This is a genomic window from Methylobacterium indicum, assembly GCF_001043895.1.
In the GTDB taxonomy this organism is placed as follows: Bacteria; Pseudomonadota; Alphaproteobacteria; order Rhizobiales; family Beijerinckiaceae; genus Methylobacterium; species Methylobacterium indicum.
Genome location: NZ_JTHF01000187.1, coordinates 12,486 through 31,699 on the forward strand (window position 1 = coordinate 12,486; position 19,214 = coordinate 31,699).

The following is a 19,214-nucleotide window of genomic DNA, read 5'->3' on the forward strand; positions in this document are numbered from 1 at the left end:
GCGCTACCTCAGGGGCTGGCTGGCGGGGCCTTGCTGGCGAAATCTTGCCGGCGAAATCTTACCGTCAGAATCCGGGATGATTTTGCCATCGAACGGGTTCCAGCCTGCCTCAGCAAGGACGGCCCAGGCCGTGGCGCCGAGATGCGGACGGCGGTAGTATAGGAAGTCGCCGTGGCTGCTGGTTGGGCCGATTGTCAAACCGGTTGTGATCTGCGCCTCGCGAGTGGCATAGAGCAGGCCGGAGGGCGCCCGCTCCTGCATCGATGTGGCGAGCAGTGCCCGGCCACGCTCGCGCTCGCCGACCGTCCGGTAGGCGAGGGCCGCCTGCGCCGTGCCCTCGACCCAGAGACCATCGCGATCGTCGTTGAAGTCGAATCCGCCCAACACGCCGAGGCGCGCCTCGGCGCAGGCGAGCGCCCGCTGCCAGGCGGCCGGCGGCTCAGCCACTGCGAGTTGCGGCCAGAGTTGGGTGTCGAGGGCAAGTTTGGCTGTGTCGCGCATCCGGCCCTCCGGCGATGTCCCCATCCGGAAGCAGCCAGAGGAAGGATCGAATGCGGCGTCGACGAACGTACGGGCCGTGCGCGCCGCCTCTGCGCCGTCGGGACCCAGCCAGGTGCCGAGCGCCACGACGTCGAGGTTATGCTCGGTTGAGGTCCAGGGCAGCGGTGCCTGGTCGGGGTCGTAGCCGTCCCGGCCGCCGGTGAAGCCAGCCGTGGATCTGGCGTGTGCGGCGGCGTTGGCGGTAATCCAATTCAGGAGCCGAACCGCGCCGGCGCGGTAGGGCGCCGCGCCGGTGGCGTCGTGCAGGGTCATCAACGCGAGGCCTACCCAAGCGACATTACCCGTGGCGGTGCCGACCTGGTAGCGGTCCTCGGACCACTGCTTGCGCCCGGCGTCCCACCAGCCCGGCAGCAGCACCGGGCGCTCCGTCACCGGCCCGGCCCGGTAGGCATTGCGCACCCGCCCGTCTGCGAAGCTGCGGTCTGAAGCCAGCGCAACCAGGAAAGCGTCGCCGATCCGGCGGGCGCGGGCAGTATCGCCACATGCGGTCAGCGCGATCGCCGCAAGCGCGTTGTCGTATGCGAAGGCGGTGTTGCGGAGTGGAAGCGGTGCTTGCGCTTCACCCGGGCCAGGCCCGTAGCTTGCCACGAAGGTCGCTCCACCCTCCGGTGCCGCGGCGTCGAGGGCGGCGGCGACCGCCCCGCACGACCCGGGAGCGGCCCATGCCGGCTGGGCCCCCATGATTGCCCCGAGGCCGCCCAAGAGGACGGCGAAGATGGCGGGAAGGGCCCTCGCCCACGGCGCCATCAGCGCTCGGCCCTCAGGTCGCGCCGTGCCCTCTTCGGCTCAGCTACGTCTGGCGTAAATTCCTGCGGACGCTGGGGCGGCAGCGGCACCGTGTAGGCGCGCAGGCTCTGGACCGGTGCCGTCGTGGCAGTCGTCTCGGGCTCGGCCACCGGCGCCTTTGCCTGGGCCGGCTGCGGGGCGGGAGGGGTGATGGATAGCGGAACCGGAGAGGCTGCAGGAATGGCGACAGGCTGCGGCGCGGGCGTGCCGGCCTGCTGCTGGGCTGACGTAGCAGGCTCGTCCGCCGCCACCGCGGGTTCGGCGGTGAAGCGCTTCAACGCCGCCATCACGACGGTACCAGCCTGGGTAGTAAACGTGGCAGCGTGGTCGCCGAGCGAACGCCACAGCATCGAGGTCGAGGGTACCCAGCCCGCCTCACGGGACACGCTGACCCAGCGGCCGACACCGCAGCTGTTGGTCGGGGACACGCTGCCGGTCGCCCCGAGGGTCGCCGGGTCGGGCTTGATCAAGACGTAGAGTTCGCGCCGCTCGGTCTGGGGGAACGGCACCGCGTAGGTGGCGTCAGCCTTGTCGCTGGTCTTTGGCAAGATTTCCGTCACGGTGCCGGGCCGCGGCCCACTTCCCTCGCCGTCAATCGTGACGCGGCTGCCGACCTGCAGGTTCTGGCCCTGGCGGTAGGAGAAGATCGCGACGACGAAGCTCTGCTCGCAATCAACGAGAGCGGCGAGGCTGTCGCCTGCGGTGACGTGGCGGCCGACGCTGGCTCCGACATTGAACACGAAGCCGCCGCCCGGGGCGCGGATCTCCGTGGCCGACAGGCTGTCGATGCGGGTGTTCTCACGCGCGAGCAGGCGCTGCTGCTCGCTCAGCGCTGCTTTCAGCTCTATTTCTTCGATTTGCAGGCGCTGCGCGTCGTAGAAGATCGCCATACGCTTTTGGGTGATGTCGGCAAGGCCGCTGAGATCCTCGCCGGCATAGACCTTGCGGCTCAAGCCCTCGAGCTGGGTCGTTTTCTGCAGGAGCTTGGCTTCAGCCGCCTTCTGTTCCTGCTGCGCCGCGTTGTAGGCCTGCGACGTCGATTTGACCATGTCGGGGCTGGCGACGTTTCGCGATACCATGTTGATCTGGCGGTCCATCAGGACCTTCTTCTCCTCGGCCGTAGCCTCGGCCGAGGCGATCTTCGCCTTCAGCCCCTCGATCTCGGAGCGGAACATCTGGGCGATGCCGTCCGACTGGAGCCTGATCGAGCTATCGAGATTTTCAAGATAGGCGAGGTTCGACAGGCGCTTGCGCTCAGCGGAGAGTGCCCGCTCACGCAGATCGGTCACCTTGCTGTCGAGTTGGATCGCGGTCGTGCGGTCGACCAGTGGGTTGGCGATGCGGGCCAAAAGCGCACCCGGCGCCACGCCGTCACCGGCTTTCACTGGGATCGCGGCGATGTCGCCCGAGATCGGGGCGGTCAGCAACATCACCGGAGCATTGATGACTGCACGGTCCGATTGGTCGGCCACGAGCGGCGGAAGGACCGATGTCCCGATGAGCAAGGCGAGCACCGAGGCCAGGCTGACGCTTGAGAGCCGGACGAGGCCGCGGTGCCGATGCGGCGTCTGCGGGCGCTGGCTGGAAGACGATTGGGTCACCGGGACCTCCGATCGAGGAGTTGCCGTTGAGCATCGACGACGGCGAGCAGTCTGGATGCGGAGCCAGGCCTCTCGTTGATGCGATTGCTACTGACATATCGCGCTGCAAAAATTGATCAATTTTTTTTTGATCTTTTGTCTTCTCGGACGATGTTGCAAATTATTTCACGTCGACGTGATGGAACGGTTTTGCCGTTGTGTTTTTTATAGATTTGCAACTGTAATTTAAGAGACTTTTAATAGTTTATGCGCACTGCAGCAAAATCGAAAATGTGGCTGAAAACGGGCGACCGGGATGACGGAAGTCGCTAGCCGGCCATCGTTAGCTCGAAGACTTGACGTGACGGCATCGATTGCAGCACTGACACCGTCCACGAATCTTCGTCAGAGATCGCTTGGTAGCATAATATAATGCGCCAAAGTGTAGAGTAAAAATTTGGCTTACAGCCTTCCAAGCCTCAGTGAGCAAGGTGAGCGCGACTAATGGCGCCCGATGCGCCTCGCCGTGCGGCATAATGCCTGTCCGTGACAAGTGAAGCGGTGGTGCGATACACCGATCCGGTCGACAAGCACGAGAGCTGCTACCCGAAGATGGGCGGGGGCTCCATACGAACCAGCCATGCAGAGTCCGCATCGCGCAGGCTCGAAGCTCGGCCTTGACCGGGAACCACCGGCCTGTTTGTTCTCTTTCTGTTCTAAAACGGAGGGCGCGTGAGTCTCTATCGGGTTGGTGCGGAGGCGGCGGACGAAGGCGGGCTCGTGCGGATCCCGTTCATGCTCCCGACGCTCTGCGCCGGGTTCCCGAGCCCTGCCGAGGATTTCATCGAAGGCGCGCTCGAGCTACCGCGCTGGCTCGTGCCCAACCCGCCCGCCACCTTCATCTGGCGGGTGCGCGGATCGTCGATGAAGGGCGCCGGTGAACTGTGTATCAGCACTGAAGCGGGCCCCTACCAGGAATTATGCCTAAACTATTGTTTATATCCCAGAAAAACGGCTTCAAGCGGGGGTCCCTGTCGGCGCTGATCGGGACCCCACCTTGAGAGAGATTTCCAATATTGCTTAAATAGTTTACTCGTGATCCAGTCCGGGGTCCCACTTCGATGTCGATCCACACTCCACACCCTGGTTCAGGTCGAGGAGCGGCGCTGGGCGATCGAGTAAGCGTTCGAGACCGGCAAGACCGAATTGGGTCTGGACCACAACGAGACCCGCTCCTGGCATGGCTGGCACCGGCACGTCAGCCTGGTGATGCTGGCCTTCGCGGTGTTGGCGCGGGTGCGCCAGCGGGCCAATGGCCCGACCCCAAAACCGAGCGAAGAGCCAAGCTCGCCCGTGCCCTGGTCGCTGCAGGTGATCCAGCGAGTCGCGAACCGGCTCGCCCAGCGGCGCATTGAACCGGCTCTCGTGATCGCCTGATCAGCCTAGCAGCGCGCTCACCAAGCCGCCGCTCGTCAAGCTCACATCAAGAAGAACATGCAACCGTAATGCTAGGGGGTGGTAAGGTTCTACCCGCCGGCCTCACCGAACGGGGGGATCAGTGAGACGCCGCACCCTTATGATGGTTGCGCGCAATCGATTAGCTAAAAATCGTACACGTTCGCTGGCGTATGAAGCGCTACTCTTCATGATTGTCCTGCATCACTTCTGGATCATCGCCCCAGCTCGTATGCTGTTGGACAAGCGGAAAAAGCGCCTCGAGACCACGAGTGACGCCGTCAAGAACGGGATCGTGCTCACTACCGAAGTTGCGAGTAGGGACGTTGGCTTCGGTGAAGCTTGAGTTGGCGCTCGACATTGGATCCCGCTCGCGACTGACGGGCATCAACTTCCATGTGTGCGAGTGGTTTCAAAAATTATCGACGAACCTCTCCCCGCCATACGTGCCCATCACCGGCAATTATCTCGATCGCGATTGATTTGCTCAGTCTAGAAAGTTCAGCCAATCTTCGCAGTTGGACGATTGATCGAAGCCCTCTGTCGCCCGGAGCGAGGTTCGACGGGAGGGTCCAAGCTGCGCCCGTCCGCGCCCGCTGCAGGTCATCCATCTCAGCGATGGCCTGCGCGGCACGACTACGGCGATCAGGGTCGAGATCGTCGAACCCGAGAATGGGCAGACCGAGTTTACCGTGCATCCGAAGTGCTGTGTGATTAAGCGCATCCTGAGCTTCAGCGACCGCCAACGCAGACTGGCCCTCAATTATGAGGCCGCCGTCTCGTCTGCGCTCGCCTTGTTCGTGCTCGCTGCTGCCATGGTTCTCCTCAGGCGCATCGAAGGCTCCTTGCAATAATATTCCTACAATTATCTGTCATGCAAATATATCCCTAGTGTCCTGCGTCTGAAGTTTGTGGCAAAGTGTGGGTCTGCTGGGAGGCGCCGGATGGCCTACCGTGTACCCACATCTCTTGACCTGAGCGCCGAGGAACGAACTGAGCTTGAGAGCTGAGCCCGCCGCCGCAAGACAGCCCAGGGGCTCGCCCTGCAAGCCCGCATCGTGCTTCTAGCTTCTGATGGACGGAGCAATACGGCCATCGCGGCGGAACTGAGCACCGGCAAGCACACGGTCGGCAAGTGGCGCGAACGGTTTGCCCGCGAACGCACGGATGGCCTGCTGGATGAACCTCGCTCGGGAGCCCCGCGCCGGATCGGCGACGAGCAGGTTGCCGAGTTGATTGACCGCACGCTCTGCGAGCGACCGCAGGGTGCCACTCACTGGAGCCAGCGCAGCATGGCCAAGGCCAGCGGGGTGTCGGGCGCGACGGTCGGGCGGGTATGGCGCGCGTTCGGCCTGCAGCCGCACCGGTCCGAGACCTTCAAGCTCTCGACCGATCCGCTGTTTGCCGAGAAGGTGCGCGATATCGTGGGGCTCTATCTGGCTCCGCCCGCCCGTGCCCTGGTTCTCTGCGTGGACGAGAAGTCCCAGGTTCAGGCGCTCGATCGCACGCAGCCGCTGCTGCCGCTCCGGCCCGGACAGGTGGAGCGGCGCACGCACGACCGTGCCAGACATAGCACCACCAGCTTGTTTGCCGCTCTCGATGTCAGGGCCGGGACCGTGATCGGGCAAGGCTATCCACGTCACCGCGCCAGCGAGTTCCGCCGCTTCCTGGACGAGATCGAGGCGGCGGTGCCGGCCGACCTCGACGTGCATCTGGTGCTCGACAACTCGGCGACGCACAAGATCAAGTTGATGCGCGATTGGTTAGCCACGCGCCCGCATTATCACGTGCACTTCATGCCGACCTCTGCTTCATGGATCAACCAGGTCGAGCGATGGTTCGGTCTGCTGACGGAGCGGGCGATCCGGCGAGGCGTTCATTGCTCGGTGGACGAACTCGAACGCGACATTCGCGCCTTTATCGAGGCCACGAATGCCGATCCGAAACCGTTCCGGTGGATGAAGTCGGCCGACACCACCCTCGCCAGCGTCAAGCGCTTCTGCCTGAGAGCACTCGAAGCTCAGCCAGAGACAACGCCTTTGCCACGAACTTCAGACGCAGGACACTACCCGCCTCGGGTATGCGACCGGCAGCGCCGAGCAGGAGATCCGGCTGACGCACGGATGCGGTGCTGGTCTGTCGGTGCCCTCAACATCGGTGTGTAGGTCGAGCCTCAGCCGGGCACGCTGGTCGTCCGAGGCCTCCTTGTCCGCCCGGCGGAGGTGCTCGGCGATGGTTGCAAGCCCCACCCGCGTCGGTGCCGCGTACACCGTTGCGCATGGTCTACAATGCCGCTCCCTCAATGCCCGAGGCGCTGTGCCAGGCATCCCCCAAGTCCGCAAGCCCGCCCGCCCCCACCCTTAGCTCGTCGATACGTCGGCTAGGGCACCGTCCGTGGTGAGACTGGAAGGGAGCAGCTCCCTGGGGGAGGCTATCTGACATGAAACGTTTCATTTTGTGTGCGGCTTGGGATGTGAGGCTGTGCCTAGGACGTGATAAATAGCGATAGAGAGGTGTCTGAATTTGATGCTCTTCGATGCTCGGCAATCATGGGCAGCGTTGAAGGGCGTAGGTAGCCAGAGGTAAAAATTTGAAACGTTTTATTGACAGCGCTTGGTATGCCCCTCTAGGGTTTCCTCATGATCCGGACGAGGGGCACGAAGAGGCCCGCTGGCGGATCGAGTCGGCGCTCTGCGGAGGGCCGCACGGGAGGAGACATGATGGCGCTTCGCGCTCAGCGCGCCGCAATCGGCGCATTGCTGGCATCCGTCACGTTCTGTGATGCGGGATCTGCCTGCGAACTCAAGATCGGCGCACCGGCCGTCCTGTCGGGGCCTGCCGCCCAATGGGGCATCGCCTTGCGGGGAGCACTCGAGTTCGTCGCCAAGGAGACGGTGCAGGAGCGCCGACTCGTGATCGGCGGCACACCCTGCACCGTCTCGGTGAAAGCGATCGATTCCAAGTACACTGCCGAGGGGGCGGCGTCCGCGATGAATGCGCTGGCTGCCGACGGCATCACGGTGATCGTGGGACCCGTCGGTTCGCCCGAGGTGACCGGGATGAAGCCCGTAGCCCTGCGCAACCGCATGGTCGCGATGGTCAACAGCTTCGCCAGGGATTCGATCGGCCCGCGCTGGCCGAACGTCTTTCATATCGGCCCGGGTCCGTCCGGATGGGCTGGCCCGATCATCGACGAGGGGCGGAAACACTACGACTTTTCCTCGGTCGGTATCGTCGCTCCGAACGACCAGGGCGGGACGGACGTCGCGGGCGTCAATGCCGATATCTTCAAGAAAAAGGGCGTTGGCGTCGTCGAAGAGTACTACCAGCGCGGTACGACCAACTTCGCTCCGATCGTCACGCGCGTGCTCCGCTCCAATCCGGGGGCGATTGATCTGGCGTCCTCGCCGGCCGGCGATGCCGGCATCATCATCAAGCAATTGCGCCAAGCCGGTTTCGCAGGACCGATCTTTCGCCTCGGCGGGCCGGGCTTCGAGGAGATCGCCCGCGTGGCGGGCGGCATCGAGGTGCTGAAGGATTTCCTCTGGTACGAGCCCGTCGCGATGGATGAGAGCCTGCGCGCGCTCGAGAAGAAGCACCAGGATCTGATGGGCGCCCCGCGCCCGGAGAACGCCGACTTTTTCCGCTGGGTGTTCGCGGCGCGGATGATGGTCAAGGCCGCTCAGGCCGCACAGTCGATCGACAAACCTCAGGCCATTGCCGACGCCATGCGCAAGCTGCCGGTCGAGGATGAGAACATCGGCAAGGGATACTGGATCGGTCAGCAGTTTTTCGGGATTAATCAGGAGATGTCCTACCCGTTCGCGATCGGGCAAGTCCGCGGCGGCAAGGTCCAGGACTACATCCACGCCGCGGCCGTCAAGGAAAATTGATCTTCGAAAGACCGATTTTCGGAGGAACGATGGACAATCTCATTGCCACGGGGCTGATCGGGATCAGCCTCGGATCCCAGTACGCGCTCTTGGCGCTCGGTTTCACCCTGATCTTCGGCATCCTGGGTGTCGTCAATTTCGCCCATGGCGGGTTTTACGTAATGGGCGGCTACGTCGCCTATTACTGCTCCGTCGTGCTCGGGCTGCCCTTCCCCGTCGCCGTGCTCGCCGCGACGCTCGCCACGGCAGCACTCGGTTGGCTGTTCGAGATGATCATCCTCGAGCGCGTGATCGAGGACCATCAGGCGACCCTGATGGTCACCATGGGCTTCTACCTCGTCATGGCAACCGCGATCCTGCTCCTCTTCGGTCCGGAATCGCCCGAGTTCTCGTTTCCGATCACCGGCGTGTGGCGGGCGGGCGGTGCCTACGTGCCCTACGCGAACATGGTCGTCATCGGCGTCTGCCTTGCAGCGATCGTCTTCGTCTACTGGCTCATCTACCGCTCCGGCATCGGGCGGGCGATGCGCGCCATGGCGGAGGACCGGGCGGTGGCGAGCGCGCTGGGGATGCGCACGCGGGCCCTGTTCCCCTTCGCCTTCGCCCTCGCGACGGGCCTTGCAGGCCTGACGGGTGCGCTCGTCACCCCCATCCTCGCGCTGGCTCCTCATGTCGGCGATCCGGTGCTCGCCTTCTCGTTCCTCACCGTTATCCTCGGCGGGCTCGGCAGCGTGGCCGGTGCGACGGTCGCCGCCTTCATCGTCGGCATGGTCGAGGCCTACGCCGCGGTCTATCTCGGCGGCTCGAAGGGAGCACTGGCGCTCTTCGTCCTGGTCCTCCTCATCCTCGTGGTCCGCCCGCAGGGCCTTCTCGGCAGGGAGGTGCGGCGGGCATGAGCAACCAGGCATCCATCAGGCGCCTCCCGCAGGCGCGCCGTCCCGCCCTCCTCGGCGGCTACGAATGGGCGACGCTCGGCCTAGTTGGCTTCGCCTTCGCGGTGCCGGTGCTCACCCGCAACCCGCAGATCCTCTCGCAGACGAACCTGATCCTCATCGCGGCCACCGCCGCGCTGGGCGTCTACATCATGCTGCGCATGGATTTGATGAGTTTCGCCGTGCCGGCTTTCATGGCGATCGGCGGCTATACGGTCGCTGTCCTCAGCCTGAAGCTCGGCGTGACCGACGTCATCCTGCTCGGGGTCGCCGCCTTCGTGATGCCGGCCCTTTGCGCCGTTCCGCTCGGCTGGCTGATCCTGCGCCTGAAGGGGGTCTACTTCGTCCTCGTCACCTTCGTGCTGACGGAGATCGTCCAGCTGCTCCTGTTCGAGGCAACGCCCCTGACGGGCGGCTCCAACGGCCTCGTGGGGATGCCGGCGGTGACTCTCTTTGGCATCGAGCTCATGGACAACAGCCAGGTGCTCCTGACCACGGCGGGCCTCGCCTTCGCGGGCTTCACGATCACCGCGCTGTTCACCCGGTATTTCCGCTACGAGTTCACCGCGATCGAGAAGAACGACGTGCTCGCCGAGAGCCTCGGCTTGGCCTGCTGGCGCTACAAGGCGCTGGCCTTCTCCGTCGCGGCCGGGGTCTCGGGCCTTGCCGGCTTCGCGCTGGTGAACATGCTGCTCACCGCGCACCCGACCTCTTTCGCGCCGATGTCCTCGGTGAGCTACATCACCTACACCATCGTGGGCGGAAAGGGCGCGATCCTCGGCACGCTCGCCGGCGCCGCGCTCCTCGTGACGGCGACCGACCTCTTCGCCCTCAAGGGCGAGCTGTCCCCCGGCCTGTTCGGGCTCCTCATCATTGTCGTCACGCTCGTGGCGCGGGGCGGCGTCATCGGGCTCGCCGCGAAGGCGGCAGGGCGCCTACGGCGGGCCTCGCCTGCGGCGCCCGCCCGCGTCGCTCCCATCGCCGCGGTTCCAGCCCGGGGGGTGAAATCGTGAGTGCGAGCCTCGCCGCTTCAGCCGGCGCCCTGCGCGCCGACAGCATCTCGAAGGCGTTCGGCGGCCTCAAGGTCTTCCACGACGTCAGCTTCACCCTGCCGCCTGCCGGCCTGCTCGGGGTCATCGGCCCCAACGGTGCGGGCAAGACCACGATGATCAACATCATGTCGGGCCGGTTGCCGCTGAGTTCGGGCCAGGTTCTGCTCGGCGACACGCGGATCGACGGCCGCCCCGTATACGCGAATGCGGATCAGGGCCTGGTCCGCAGCTTCCAGCAGACCGCGACATTCGCCGGATCGAGCGTCGAGGACAACCTCATCGCGGCCTTGCGGTTCGCGAAACGCGACCGATCGGTGCTCGAGCGCCTGGCTCCCCTGCTCGACCGGTTCGGGCTGATCGAGTGCTGGGGGCGTCACGCAGAGGTCCTGCCCTACGGCCTCCAGAAGATGCTCGGCCTGACCATGGCGCTGGCGACGCAGCCGAAGATGCTGCTGCTCGACGAGCCAGCCGCCGGGCTCGAGAAGTCCGAACGGGCTAACATCGACGCCTATGTCGGCTTCGCCCAGCGGGAGTTCGGGTGCGGCATCCTGCTCGTCGAGCACGATATGGACCTGATCCGGCGCCTGTGTCCGCAAGTCATCGTGCTGGACGGCGGCCGCCTGATCGCGGCCGGGCCGCCGGGCGAGGTCCTGAGCCGCAAGGACGTGATCGACGCCTATCTCGGCGGCGCGGACGAGGAGGATGCCGATGCTCAGCATTCGTGACCTCCACGTCTCCTACGGCGGCACCCGCGCCGTCGAGGGGATCGACCTCGACGTCGGCGCCGGGGAAACCGTTCTGCTGATCGGGGCGAACGGCGCCGGCAAGTCGAGCCTGATCAACGCCGTGATCGGCCTCGTCCGCACAGCGCGCGGGCGCGTCACCTTCGACGGACGGGACATTGCCGGGCTGCCGAGCGACGCCCGTGCCCGCTGCGGGATCGGGTACTCGCCGGAGGGACGTCGCGTCTTCCCGAGTATGAGCGTCAAGGACAACGTTCTGTCCGGCGCCGTGCGCCTGGCGCCGCGCGAGCAGGCCCGCCGTTGGGACGGGCTCGTGGACTCGTTCCCCTTCCTCGCCGAGCGGCAGGCCCAGGCGGCGGGCGAATTGTCCGGCGGCCAGCAGCAACTCGTCGCCATCGCCCGCGCGATGAGCGGGGGGCCGAAGCTGCTGCTGCTCGACGAGCCGTTCCTCGGCCTCGCCCCGGTCTGGATCCGGCAGATCTCGGCGGCGGTCCAGCGGATGCGGGACGAGGGGATCGCGGTGCTGATGACGGAGCAGATGGCCCGTCCCGCGCTGCGGATCGCGCAAGTCGGCCACGTGATGCGCTCCGGTCAGATCCGGCGCTCCGGCCGGACCGAGGAGATCAAAGGGGCGGCACTCGCCGAGGAGTACTTGTGATTCCGTCTCCCCACCATCCCACGAAGAAGCAAACCTTGCCGATGAGGAGCAACGATTTGCAGCGTACCGCACCACTTGGCGGCCTGACCGTTCTCGAACTCGGCCATTCGGTCGCCGCACCCTATGCCGGCCTGATCCTGGCCGAGCTCGGCGCGCGGGTGATCAAGGTCGAGAACCCGGCGACCGGCGACTACGCCCGCGGCTGGGGCCCCCCCTTCCTGGGCGACGACGCCACCGTCTTCCACGCCCTCAACCGCTCCAAGGAGAGCGTCACGCTCGACTTCTCGGACCCGGCGCAGAAGGCTGCCCTGAAGCGTCTGATCCTCGACTCCGACGCCGTCATCCAGAACCTCCGGCCCGGCCTCCTCGAGAAATTCGGTGTCGATGCGGACGCGTTGCGCCGGGAGAAGCCCGAGCTGATCTGGTGCGACATCGGCGCCTTCGGCAAGTCGGGCCCGCTGGCGAGCAAGCCCGGCTACGACCCGCTCGCCCAGGCGAGCTCGGGGATCATGTCGATCACCGGCGAGGCCGACCGGGCGCCGGTCCGCGTCGGCGTGTCCCTGGTGGATATGGGCGCGGGCATGTGGACCGTCATCGGCCTCCTCGCTGCCCTCTGCGAGCGCGGAGCGACCGGCACCGGCGCCCGAGTGTCGACCTCGCTCTTCGAGACCGGGCTCGCCTGGATGACGATCCCGCTCGCCGCGCATGCGGTGTCGGGCGAGGTGCGCAAGCCGCAAGGGTCGGGCCTCGCCGAGATCGTCCCCTACCAGGCCTTCGAGGCGAGCGACGGCTGGGTGATGATCGCGGCCGGCAACGACAAGCTCTTCGCACGGCTGTGCGAGGCGATCCCGGGGCTCGCCGAGGTTGGGCGCGATCCCCGCTTCGCGCGGAACCGCGAGCGGGTGCTCCTGCGCGACGAGCTCGTGCCGCGGATCGCGGCCGCCATCCGGGCCTTGAGCGCTTCGGCGCTCGGCGCCACCCTCGATGCCGCCCAGGTGCCGAACTGCCCGCTGCTCCGCATCGATCAGGTCTGGGCCCACCCGCAGACGCAGGCTGTGGGCATCCTGACCGAAGGGGCTGGCCACAAATGGGTCGGTCTGCCGATCACGCTCGACGACGCCCGCCCCACCGCGGGCGGGGCGGCGCCCGCCCTCGGTGCCCACAACGCAAGCCTCCTGCAGGACCACGGATGAACGCCACCTACGAGACCCTCGGGCTGGAGCGGATCGACGACGACCTGCTCCTGGTCCGGCTGAACCGGCCCCAAGCCGCCAACGCAATGAACACCCGCATGGGCGAGGAGCTCCTCGACCTCTTCGAGCGGTTCCAGCTCGATACGGACGGCGTGCGGGCGATCGTCGTCACCGGCACTGGCGACAAGGCCTTCTGCGCCGGGGGCGACCTTAAGGAGCGCAACGGCATGACCGACGCGCAGTGGCTGCGCCAGCACGCGATGTTCGAGCGGATGCTGCGCGCGGTCGTCGCCTGCCCGCTGCCCCTGATCGGCGCGGTCAACGGGGCGGCCTTCGGCGGCGGCTGCGAGCTCGCGGCCGCCCTGGACTTCACCTACGCGGCCGAGAGCGCGCGCTTCGCCCTGACCGAGGTGACGCTCGGGATCATGCCCGGTGCCGGCGGGACCCAGAACCTCCCGCGGGCGCTCGGGGAACGGCGGGCCAAGGAGATCATCCTGACCGGGCTGCCGTTCACCGCGCGGGAGGCCTGCGACTGGGGCCTCGTCAACCGCGTCCTGCCGCAGGCGGACCTGCTGGAGGCCACTCTCGCCACCGCGCGGCGGATCGCCAGCAACGCGCCGATCGCCGTGCGCCAGGCCAAGCAGTCGATCCACCGCGGGTTGCAGATGTCGCTCGCCGACGGTCTCGCCTTCGAGATCGAGTGCTACAACCGCATGGTCGCGACGCAGGACCGGCACGAGGGCGTGCGCGCCTTCAACGAGAAGCGCAAGCCGCGCTTCCGGGGAGAGTAGGTCATGCCGGAGCACGCGATCCTGCGCGAGGTCGGCCTGCGGGACGGCATCCAGATGGCGGCCCGCTTCCTCCCCACGGAGCGCAAGCGCGAATGGGCGCTGCGGCTGAAGGAGGCCGGTCTGCGCGAGATCGAGCTGACCTCCTTCGTGCCGGCGAAGGTGGTGCCGCAATTCGCCGACGCCGATGCCCTGGCCGCCTCCCTGCCGGACCTCACCGGCGTGACCGCCTCGGCCCTGGTGCCGAACCTGAAAGGGGCCGAGCGGGCGCTCGCGGCCGGCTTCACCCACATCAATTACGTCCTGTCGATCTCGGAAGCCCACAGCCGGTCCAACGTGCGCCGCTCGACCGACGAGGCGATCGCGGAATTCGAGCAGATCGCCGCTCTGAAGGCGACGCCGGCCGGGAGCGGCATGGTGCTCGGCGTCGGGCTCGCCACGAGCTTCGGCTGCACGCTCCAGGGGCACGTCGATCCCGACCGGGTGTTCGAGGTCGCCGCGACGGTGGCCGGGGGCGGCGCCGACGAGCTGATCGTCGCCGACACCGTCGGCTACGGCAACCCGGCCCAGGTCAAGACCCTCCTGCCGACGATCCTTCGCATCGCGGCGGGGCGGCGGGTGGTCTGCCACTTCCACGACACGCGGGGGCTGGGCCTCGCCAATGTCGCGGCGGCGCTCGATGCGGGCGTGCGTGCCTTCGACAGCTCGCTTGCCGGGCTCGGCGGCTGCCCCTTCGCGCCCGGCGCGACCGGCAACATCAACACCGAGGATGCCGCCTTCATGCTCGACAGCATGGGCTTTGCCACCGGCCTCGATATCCCGGCGCTCCTCGCCCTGCGCCGCGACGTGGAGAGCTGGCTCGGCGACGAGCGCTACAGCGGCGCGATCGCCCGCGCCGGCCTGCCCAAAACCTATTCGACCGGCCTTCGCATGGCCACGCCTCCCGCCCTCGCTTCGTGAGATTGTGACATGAACCAGCCAGACGTCATGCTCGATATCGGCAAGGACTACCCCGAGCTGCGTGATTCGGTTCGCCGGATCTGCGAGAAGTATCCGATGGAATACTGGGCGAAGCTCGAGGAAGAGTCGGGTTATCCGTCCGAATTCGTGGCCGAGCTGACCAAGGGCGGGTTCCTCGCCGCCCTCATCCCGGAGGAGTACGGCGGCGCCGGCCTGCCGCTCAGGGCCGCCTCCGTCATCCTCGAGGAGATCAACGCCTGCGGCTGCGTAGCGAGCCCGGCCCACGCCCAGATGTACATCATGGGTACCCTCCTGCGGCACGGATCGGAGGACCAGAAGCGCGAGTACCTGCCGAAGATCGCCTCGGGCGAGTTGCGGCTCCAGGCCTTCGGCGTGACTGAGCCGACCACCGGTTCGGATACCACCCAGCTCAAGACCCGGGCCGTGCGCGAGGGCAACGGCTACGTCATCAACGGGCAGAAGGTCTGGACCTCCCGCGCCCGCTACTCAGACCTCCTCCTTCTGCTCGCCCGAACGACGCCCATCGACCAAGTCCAGAAGAAGACGGACGGCATTTCGGTCTTCCTGATCGACCTGCGCGAGGCGCGCGGCAACGGGATCGACATCCGCCCGATCAAGGCGCTGATCAACCACAACACGACCGAGATGTTCATCGAGGACCTGCGCGTCCCGGCCTCCGCGCTGGTCGGCGAGGAAGGCAAGGGCTTCCGCTACATCCTCGACGGGATGAACGCCGAGCGGATCCTCGTCGCCTCCGAGTGCGTGGGCGACGGGCGCTACATGATCCAGCGGGCCGTGGCCTACGCCAACGAGCGCGTCGTGTTCAACCGGCCGATCGGTGCCAACCAGGGCATCCAGTTCCCGATCGCCCGGGCGCACGTGGCGCTGGAGGCCGCGGACCTCATGGCGCGCAAGGCCGCCGCCCTGTTCGATGCCGGGCAGCCCTGCGGATCCGAGGCCAACATGGCCAAGCTCCTCGCATCCGAGGCGACCTGGAGCGCGGCGGACACGGCGCTCCAGACCCATGGCGGATTCGGCTACGCCACGGAATACGGCATCGAGCGCAAGTGGCGCGAGTGCCGCATCTACCAGACCGCCCCGATCTCGACGAACCTCGTGCTGGCCTATGTCGGCCAGCACGTCCTCGGCATGCCGCGTTCCTACTGAGGTCGCCATGGACAGCATCACCCGAAAGGCCGCCGATTTCGTCGCCCGCTTCGACGGCGCGGGAGCGCCGGCCACGGCGCGGCACGCCGCGCGCATCGGCTTCGTCGATTGCGTCGGCGTGATGCTCGCCGGTGCGGGCGAGCCGGCGGTGCGACTGGCCGCCACGATCGCCTCGCCCGTCCCCGGCAGCAACGAGGCGCCCGTCGCCGTGGACGGGCAGCGCTACGGCGCGGCGGAGGCGGCCTTCGTCAACGGCGTCGCCGCCCACGTCCTCGACTTCGATGACGTGGCGCTGGCGGGGCATCCCAGCACCGTCCTCGTGCCGGCGATCCTGGCCGAGGCCCACGCGCTCTCGGCCTCGGGCGCGGACGCGATCGACGCCTATCTGGTAGGCTACGAGCTGTGGGCGCATCTGGCGGAACTCGAGCCCGGCCACCTGCACGATCGCGGCTTCCATCCGACGGCCGTGATGGGGACCCTCGCCTGCGCGGCCGCCGCCGCCCGGCTGCGGCGGCTCGGGCCCGAGGAAACCGCCCACGCACTGGCCATCGCCGCCTCGCTGGCGGCCGGACTCGTGGCGAATTTCGGCTCGATGACGAAGTCGCTGCATGCCGGGCGCACCGCACAATCGGGCATCCAGGCCGCCCGGCTCGCGAGCGTCGGCTATACCGGCAGCCTCGATGCCCTCGAGCACCGGACGGGGTTCCTGCGGGCCTTCTCGCCATCCGGTGGGCCGGATCTCGATCCCGCCGCCTTCCGCATCGGCGAGGAGTGGCTGGTCGAGCGCTTCGGCGTCAACATCAAGCGCTACCCGACCTGCTACGCGACGCACCGGGCCATCGACGCGATGATCGACCTCGCGGGCGAGCACGACCTCGCGGGTGAGGTCGTCGAGACCATCCACGTCCATACCGGCGCCACGCAGCGCCTGATGCTGCGCAACACCCGTCCCAAAACCGGGCTCGAGGCGAAGTTCTCGATGGAATTCGCGATGGCGAGTGCCGTCCTGGCGCGGCGGGTCGGTCTTGCGGAACTCACCGACGCCTTCGTCGGCCGTCCGGACATCCAGGCGATGCTCGAACGGGTCGACGTCACGGCGAGCGAGGAGAGCGCCGGGACCGACATGCCGATGGCGCCGCACGACCTCGTCTGGGTGACGTTGAGGGACGGCACGGTGCACCGCCATGCGCCGGTGGAGCATGCGCGCGGCAGTTGGCAGCGTCCGCTTGAGCGCGCGGAGCTCGAGGCGAAGTTCCGCGACTGCGCGGAGATGAGGCTGCCGCCCGCACGCGCCGCGACCCTGTTCGCGAAGCTCTGGGACATCGAGGCCGTCGGCGACCTTCGGGACCTCGCACTGAACTAGATCCCATCCACTGTGCTCCACGATCGTGAAACAGGGTACACGATGAGCCTGCCAGACACGCAGATCCCCGGCGTCTATCACCGCCGCTTCGGCGACGTCCTCATCACGGCGTTGTCCGACGGCTACGTCGAGATGGGTCACGCCATCTTCCGGGAGTTCTCCCCGGACGACGTGGACCGGATGATGGCGCGCGATCACCGGATCTCGCCGCCGCGGATCTCCGTGAACTGCTTCCTGCTGCGGGGTCCGGCCGGCACGGTGCTGGTCGATTGCGGCTCGCAGGACAAGTTCGGGCCGACGGCGGGCAAGCTCTTCGCGAACCTGGCGGCGGCCGGCGTCGCGCCGTCCGAGATCGAGCACGTGCTCCTCACCCATTGCCACCCCGACCATTCCTGCGGCCTCACGGATGCCGCGAGCGGCCGGCGGCTGTTTCCAAACGCAACGGTCGTCGTCAATCGCAAGGAGATCGCACACTGGTTCTCGGACGAGGCGATGGCACGCGCCGATGCTCGCCAGCGCGAGCGCTACTTCGGCTGGGCGCGCGAGCAGGTCGGGCCCTACCGGGTGGAGCATCTGCGCCTTGCCGAGGACGGCGACGAGGTCCTGCCTGGCATCACACTCGTCGAATGCGCCGGCCACACCCCGGGTCACTCGACCTACGTCCTTCACTCGCAGGAGCGGCGGATGATCGTCTGGGGCGACCTCGCGCACGTTCCCGAGATCCAGGTCGCGCGCCCCGAAGTCTCGATGAGCTTCGATCACGATCCCGACATGGCGGCGGCAAGCCGCACCGCGCTGCTGCGGCGCATCTACGACGAGGACATGTTGGTCGCGGGAATGCACATCCACTTCCCCGGCCTCGGCTACCTCGTGCGCGAGGGAGCGGGCTACCGCGTCGCAACCGAGCAGTGGCAGTTCGAGATCTGATGACCCGAGAGAAGGCACCGAGGGCCCCCACCATCCGCGAGGTCGCGAAGCTCGCCAACGTTTCCACCGGGACCGTGTCGCGGGTCGTGAACGATGCGGCCGACGTCAAGCCGGCGGTCCGCAAGGCGGTCGAGGAGGCGATCGCGGAGCTGGGCTACGTTCCCAACGCGGCAGCGAAGTCGATGCGGATGGGCCGCACCCGCACCGTCGGCTGCATCCTGCGCGAGATCAACATCGCCCAGCTCGGCGGCTTCGTCTCGACCGCGCAGAACGTCCTCAACGAGGCCGGCTACGCACTCCTCATCTCGAACTCGGAGGGCCGGCGCGAGCGCGAGATCAAGCTCCTGCGCAGCTTCTCGAGCGGCCAGGTCGACGGCGTCCTGATGGGACCCTACACGCCGATCGAGGGCGAGATGGAGGAGATCCTCCGGGACCTTCCGGTGCCCCTCGTGATGATCGACCGCGACCAGCCGTCCTGGTGCGATGCCGTCTACGTCGACCATGAGGGCGGAACCCGCCTCGCGACGTCGCATCTCCTCGGCCTCGGCCATCGCCGGATCGCGCTCCTGACCGGCCCGATGGGCTTGCATCCCGCGGTTTCCCGCGTCCGCGGCTTCGAGCGCGCCCACGCCGAACGGGGGATCGCACCCCTGCCGGATCTCATCGTGTCCGGGAGCTTCCTGCGCGACCACGCCTATCGGGCGACCTCGGCGCTGCTGGGCCTGTCGCAACGGCCGACGGCGATCATCGCCGGCGGCATCGACATGCTGTCGGGTGTGCTGCGGGCGATCCGGACGCACGGCCTCGCGATTCCCGCCGACATCTCGGTGGTCGCCTCGGGCCGGAGCGACCTCTCGGACCTGCACCAGCCGCCGATCGCGGTGGTCGGGTGGGAGCAGAGCGAGGTCGGAGCGACGGCCGCGTCGCTGCTCCTCGACCACATCGTCCGGGGCAGCCGGGACGAGCCGCGCCGCGTCCTCATCCCGACGACCTTCGATCCCCAGGCATCCTGCGCCCCGCCCCGCGGGCCGGGAGCGGGCGAAGACCCGTAAGCCCGCGAGCGGGCGCGACGACACGGCCGGACGGGACGCCAAGATCCCGGTCCGGCCTCACACGACAACCGGGAGGGAACTGC

The 19,214-nt window shown here is 67.2% G+C and carries 15 protein-coding genes and 3 pseudogenes; 15 read left to right on the top strand and 3 right to left on the bottom strand.

Features of this window, described 5'->3' with window-relative positions; translation table 11 throughout:
- Positions 1 to 3: 3 nt before the first annotated feature.
- Complete coding sequence (locus QR78_RS21700) at positions 4 to 1,242, bottom strand: hypothetical protein (protein WP_425284125.1); 1,239 nt, start codon at positions 1,240 to 1,242, stop codon at positions 4 to 6.
- A gap of 65 nt (positions 1,243 to 1,307) precedes the next feature.
- Entirely contained in the window at positions 1,308 to 2,948 is a 1,641-nt protein-coding gene (locus QR78_RS21705; RefSeq protein ID WP_089504081.1) for an HlyD family secretion protein, read from the bottom strand.
- 711 nt (positions 2,949 to 3,659) lie between these two features.
- Between QR78_RS21705 and QR78_RS33095 the strand changes: the two are divergent.
- Both QR78_RS33095 and QR78_RS33100 read left to right on the top strand, forming a co-directional pair.
- Positions 3,660 to 3,866 (top strand): annotated as a pseudogene (locus QR78_RS33095) (LexA family protein); the annotation flags it as partial.
- 195 nt (positions 3,867 to 4,061) lie between these two features.
- Positions 4,062 to 4,364: pseudogene (locus QR78_RS33100) on the top strand (IS701 family transposase); the annotation flags it as partial.
- Positions 4,365 to 4,563: 199 nt separating this feature from the next.
- On the opposite strand, the gene QR78_RS34305 reads toward QR78_RS33100, so the two are convergent.
- Positions 4,564 to 4,743: a hypothetical protein gene (locus QR78_RS34305; protein WP_125900839.1), complete on the bottom strand. Its 180-nt coding sequence runs from the start codon at positions 4,741 to 4,743 to the stop codon at positions 4,564 to 4,566.
- Positions 4,744 to 5,326: 583 nt separating this feature from the next.
- Here QR78_RS34305 and QR78_RS21715 point away from each other — a divergent pair.
- From QR78_RS21715 to QR78_RS21775, 13 genes and pseudogenes are all read left to right on the top strand, one after another.
- Positions 5,327 to 6,391, top strand: a pseudogene (locus tag QR78_RS21715) (IS630 family transposase); the annotation flags it as partial.
- 708 nt (positions 6,392 to 7,099) lie between these two features.
- Positions 7,100 to 8,275: an ABC transporter substrate-binding protein gene (locus tag QR78_RS21720; RefSeq protein WP_244276219.1), complete on the top strand. Its 1,176-nt coding sequence runs from the start codon at positions 7,100 to 7,102 to the stop codon at positions 8,273 to 8,275.
- Positions 8,276 to 8,304: 29 nt separating this feature from the next.
- Entirely contained in the window at positions 8,305 to 9,171 is an 867-nt protein-coding gene (locus tag QR78_RS21725) for a branched-chain amino acid ABC transporter permease (protein ID WP_048429662.1), read from the top strand.
- The gene (locus QR78_RS21730; RefSeq protein ID WP_082171504.1) at positions 9,168 to 10,220 is read left to right on the top strand and encodes a branched-chain amino acid ABC transporter permease; all 1,053 of its coding nucleotides are present in this window, start codon (positions 9,168 to 9,170) and stop codon (positions 10,218 to 10,220) included. The genes QR78_RS21725 and QR78_RS21730 overlap by 4 nt, the downstream gene beginning before the upstream one ends.
- Complete coding sequence (locus tag QR78_RS21735) at positions 10,217 to 10,984, top strand: ABC transporter ATP-binding protein (RefSeq protein ID WP_244276217.1); 768 nt, start codon at positions 10,217 to 10,219, stop codon at positions 10,982 to 10,984. Before QR78_RS21730 ends, QR78_RS21735 begins: the two co-directional genes overlap by 4 nt.
- Positions 10,968 to 11,660, top strand: coding sequence for an ABC transporter ATP-binding protein (locus tag QR78_RS21740; RefSeq protein ID WP_048429663.1), 693 nt, complete (start codon positions 10,968 to 10,970; stop codon positions 11,658 to 11,660). The genes QR78_RS21735 and QR78_RS21740 overlap by 17 nt, the downstream gene beginning before the upstream one ends.
- A 41-nt stretch (positions 11,661 to 11,701) precedes the next feature.
- Positions 11,702 to 12,853, top strand: a complete 1,152-nt coding sequence (locus tag QR78_RS21745) for a CaiB/BaiF CoA transferase family protein (protein ID WP_048429664.1) — start codon at positions 11,702 to 11,704, stop codon at positions 12,851 to 12,853.
- On the top strand, positions 12,850 to 13,644 hold the full coding sequence (locus tag QR78_RS21750; RefSeq protein ID WP_048429665.1) for an enoyl-CoA hydratase/isomerase family protein: 795 nt from the start codon (positions 12,850 to 12,852) through the stop codon (positions 13,642 to 13,644). Before QR78_RS21745 ends, QR78_RS21750 begins: the two co-directional genes overlap by 4 nt.
- A 3-nt stretch (positions 13,645 to 13,647) precedes the next feature.
- Positions 13,648 to 14,601 carry a hydroxymethylglutaryl-CoA lyase gene (locus QR78_RS21755; RefSeq protein ID WP_048429666.1) on the top strand — a complete coding sequence of 318 codons (954 nt, stop codon included), beginning with the start codon at positions 13,648 to 13,650 and terminating at the stop codon, positions 14,599 to 14,601.
- A 9-nt stretch (positions 14,602 to 14,610) separates the two neighbouring features.
- A complete protein-coding gene (locus QR78_RS21760) occupies positions 14,611 to 15,789 on the top strand; it encodes an acyl-CoA dehydrogenase family protein (protein WP_048429667.1) in 1,179 nt (392 codons plus the stop codon).
- Positions 15,790 to 15,796: 7 nt separating this feature from the next.
- Complete coding sequence (locus tag QR78_RS21765) at positions 15,797 to 17,152, top strand: MmgE/PrpD family protein (protein ID WP_048429668.1); 1,356 nt, start codon at positions 15,797 to 15,799, stop codon at positions 17,150 to 17,152.
- A 42-nt stretch (positions 17,153 to 17,194) separates the two neighbouring features.
- Complete coding sequence (locus tag QR78_RS21770; RefSeq protein ID WP_048429669.1) at positions 17,195 to 18,079, top strand: MBL fold metallo-hydrolase; 885 nt, start codon at positions 17,195 to 17,197, stop codon at positions 18,077 to 18,079.
- Positions 18,079 to 19,131 (top strand): LacI family DNA-binding transcriptional regulator, encoded by a 1,053-nt coding sequence (locus QR78_RS21775; protein WP_048429670.1) that lies wholly within the window; start codon positions 18,079 to 18,081, stop codon positions 19,129 to 19,131. The genes QR78_RS21770 and QR78_RS21775 overlap by 1 nt, the downstream gene beginning before the upstream one ends.
- Positions 19,132 to 19,214: the final 83 nt, after the last annotated feature.